Here is a 3,717-nt window from a genome sequence, read left to right as displayed (position 1 = left end):
GCCGGGGCCCTTTTGGGCCGGGGCGCCGAACTGTGTATCTTATACACTGTATTTGATACACAGTTGAGGGGTGCCGTTGTGGCCAGTACCGAGATCCGGACCTTCCGCGAGGACGACCGCGCCGAACTGCGGGCGCTGTTCGCCCGTGCGGGCGAGGGGTCGCCGTCGGGAACGCTCTGGGGGCACCTGCCGTCCGAGGCCGCGATCTACCTGGATCCCTACATGGACCACGTGCCCGAATCACTCCTGGTCGCCCTGGTCGACGGACGGATGGCGGGTTACCTGACCGGCTGCCCCGACCCCTCCGCGATGCCCGGGGAGAGCGAGCTCATGGACCGCGCGATCCGGGAGCACCGGCTCGCGCTGCGGCGAGGACCGGCGGCCTTCTTCGCCCGGGCCCTGCTGGACACGGCGGTGTCCGCCCTCCGGCGCAGGCCCGCCGCGGGCGAGCTCTCGGACCCGCGCTGGCCCGCCCACCTGCACGTCAACGTCGAGTCCCGGGCACGCGGCACCGGCGTGGGCGCCGCTCTGGTGCGCGAGTGGCAGGACCGGCTGCGCGAGCAGGGATCCCGCGGCTGCCACCTGCAGACCCTCGTGGAGAACACCGGTGCCGTGCGCTTCTTCGCGCGGGCCGGGTTCGAACCCCACGGACCGGCCCCCGTGGTGCCGGGCGTGCGCTTCGAGGGAGGGCACGTGCACCAGCGGACCATGGTGTGGAGCCCGTCGGCCTCCCGGTCCTGAGAGGCCGCGCTCACGGACGGACGCCTGGCCGGCCGCCAGGAACACCCACCGCGTCCGACCGCCGAACCGCGCGTTCGCGGGTGGGACGTCCGCGCCGGTCGGCGGCGGGGCCCGGACGCCGCCCCGGTACGCAAGTGGTGTGAGTGGCGGAAGCGAAACAGGAGCAAAAACCTCCGCGACAGGCCCTTCCGCTCACCGCCGCCGCGTGCTTGTGTGTCCTGCACCACAGGCACGACCGTTGGGAGACCCCGTGTCCGACAACAGCCAGAGTTTCGTCCGGGTGCTGGGAAGGGGTGACGTCCTCGCCCTCGGCTTCGGCGCGATGATCGGCTTCGGCTGGATCGTGCTGGTGGGCGACTTCGTGAGCGCGGCGGGCAGCGCGGGCGCGGCGCTGGCCTTCGTGATCGGCGGCGTCATCATGGCCTTCGTCGGCCTCGCCTACGCCGAGCTCGTCGCCGCGATGCCGCACGCGGGCGGGGAGCACCACTACGCCATGCGCGCCATCGGCCCCAAGGGGGCCTTCACCGCCTCCTGGGCCATGATCCTGGGCTACGTCTCCGTCGTCGCCTTCGAGGCCGTGGCCGTCCCCCAGACCCTCGTCTACCTCTTCCCCGACATGGCGGTCGGCCGCCTGTGGACCGTCGCCGGGTACGACGTCCACGCCGGTCTGGTCGCCGTCGGCGTGGCCGCGGCCGTGCTGATGACCGCCGTCAACTACGTCGGCATCAAGCCCGCGAGCGTCTTCCAGACCATCGCGGTGCTGTTCCTGCTGCTCACCGGGGCCGCCATGGTCACCGGCGCGTTCGTCGGCGGTTCCGTGGACAACATGCGGCCGCTGTTCACCGGCGGCGCCCCGGGCATGTTCGTGGTCCTGGTCGCGGTCCCGTTCCTCTTCGTCGGCTTCGACGTCATCCCGCAGTCGGCCTCCGAGATCAGACTCCCGTACCGCGTGGTCGGCACCCTGCTGGTGCTGTCGGTGTTCTGCGCGACCGCCTGGTACGTGATGGTCATGCTGACGGCGGGCTCGGGTCTGGGCCCGGCCGAACTGGCGGACTCGGAACTGGCCTCCGCCGACGCCGTCGCCGCCATGTGGGACAGCGCGACCATGGGCAACCTGCTCGTCCTCGGCGGCGTCGCGGGCCTGCTCACCAGCTGGAACGCCTTCCTCATCGGCGGCAGCCGCCTCATCTACGCCATGGCCGCCTCGCGGATGCTCCCGGCCTGGTTCGGCCGCCTGCACCCGCGCTTTCGCACCCCGTCCAACGCCGTGCTGTTCGTCGGCGCGCTCTCCCTGGTGTCCCCGTTCTTCGGCGAGCCGATGCTGGGCTGGCTGGTCAACGCGGGCGGCCTGAACATCGTGGTCGGCTTCGTCACGGTGGTGGTCAGCTTCCTCGTACTGCGACGCCGCGAACCCGCCATGGAGCGGCCCTTCACCGTTCCGGCGGGCGTCCCCGTCGGCGTGGTGGCCCTCGTGCTGTCCGTGGGGCTGCTCCTGCTCTACCTGCCCGGCATGCCCGCGGCGCTGAGCTGGCCCAACGAGTGGCTGATGGTGCTCGTGTGGTGGGTGGCCGGGGCCGCCCTGATGTGGCGTCTGCCCCGGATCACCGCGGGCCCCGACGCCGAGCGGCGCCTGGTCGAGGTGATGGACGCGCGCTCGCGCCCGGGCCCGCGGGCCTGACGGACGCCGCCGTGCGCTCCGGTTGAGCGCACGGCGGCGGGTTCCTACCGCCCGCGCGCGTGCCAGCCGGAGAGGCGGGCGACCGCCTCGTCCAGGACCTCGTCCCTCTTGCAGAACGCGAACCGGAGCAGGTGCGCGCCCTCCTCCCGATGGTCGTAGAACACCTGGGCGGGCACCGCCGCCACCCCGGCCTCCCGGGGCAGCGCGCGGGCCACCTCCACCCCGTCGGCGTACCCGAGCGGACGGATGTCGGCCATGACGAAGTAGGTGCCCTCGCACGCGTCCACCTCGAAACCGGCCCCGGTCAGCCCCTCCACCAGGCGGTCGCGCTTGCCCTGGAGGGCGGTGCGCTGGGCGGCGACCCACTCCTCCTCCTGGTCGATGGCGTCGGCCGTGGCCAGCTGGAGCGCGCCGTTCGCGGAGAAGGTGAGGAACTGGTTCACCGTGCGCACCGCGCTGACCAGCGGTTCGGGCCCCATCACCCAGCCGGTCTTCCACCCGGTCACGGCGAACATCTTGCCGACCGAGGACACCGACAGCGTCCGCTCGCGCATGCCCGGCAGGGTGGCCAGCGGCACGTGCGGCCGCCCGTCGAAGGTGAGGAACTCGTACACCTCGTCGGTGAACGCGATCAGGTCGTGCTCGCGGCACACCCGCGCGACCTCTTCCAGCTCCTCGGCGGTGAACACGGTCCCCGTGGGGTTGTGCGGCGTGTTCACCAGCACCATCCGGGTGCGGGGGCCCACGGCCGCGCGCAGCTCCGCGGGGTCGAAGGTGAACCGGCCGGACACGGGGTCCGGCCGCAGCGTCACCGGTCTGCGCACCCCGCCCGCCAGCGTGATCATGGCGGCGTAGGAGTCGTACATCGGCTCGAAGACGATCACCTCGTCACCGCGCTCCACCAGGGCGAGCACCGCGGCCGCGATCCCGGCGGTGGCGCCGACGGTCACGTAGACCTCGGTGTCCGGGTCCAGCTCGATGCCGTAGTGGCGGGCCCGGTACCGGCTCACCGCCCGCCGCAGCTCGGGACGGCCCGGACCGGGCGGGTACTGGTTCACCCCCTCCAGGATGTGCCCGGAGGCGGCCTCCAGCAGGGAGCGGGGACCGTCGGTGTCGGGGAACCCCTGCCCCAGGTTGACCGATCCGGTCTCCACGGCCAGCCGCGTCATCTCGGCGAAGACCGTCTCGCCGTACACGCGCATTCGTTCGATCAGCGGTTCTTCCACCCGACGAGCGTATCCACCCGCCCGGTCGGCGGGCCAGACGCGGGGACGCCGACGGGGCGGGCCCCCGGGAGG

At 72.6% G+C, this 3,717-nt stretch carries 3 protein-coding genes; 2 read left to right on the top strand and 1 reads right to left on the bottom strand.

The genetic code is table 11. The features are described from left to right. Window positions 1-78 precede the first annotated feature (78 nt). On the top strand, window positions 79-741 hold the full coding sequence (locus DQW06_RS13925) for a GNAT family N-acetyltransferase (RefSeq protein WP_013151301.1): 663 nt from the start codon (window positions 79-81) through the stop codon (window positions 739-741). A 250-nt stretch (window positions 742-991) separates the two neighbouring features. Continuing rightward, window positions 992-2,419 carry an APC family permease gene (locus DQW06_RS13920; protein WP_117198590.1) on the top strand — a complete coding sequence of 476 codons (1,428 nt, stop codon included), beginning with the start codon at window positions 992-994 and terminating at the stop codon, window positions 2,417-2,419. A 44-nt stretch (window positions 2,420-2,463) separates the two neighbouring features. Here the strand turns inward: DQW06_RS13920 and DQW06_RS13915 are convergent, their stop codons facing one another. Continuing rightward, window positions 2,464-3,645 (bottom strand): pyridoxal phosphate-dependent aminotransferase, encoded by a 1,182-nt coding sequence (locus tag DQW06_RS13915; protein WP_013151299.1) that lies wholly within the window; start codon window positions 3,643-3,645, stop codon window positions 2,464-2,466. Window positions 3,646-3,717: the final 72 nt, after the last annotated feature.

Origin of the sequence: Nocardiopsis sp. TNDT3, assembly GCF_003427465.1 — a bacterium.
Lineage (GTDB): Bacteria > Actinomycetota > Actinomycetes > Streptosporangiales > Streptosporangiaceae > Nocardiopsis > Nocardiopsis dassonvillei.
Note: the sequence above shows the minus strand (reverse complement) of the source record. Positions and strands in the feature narration are given on the sequence as shown.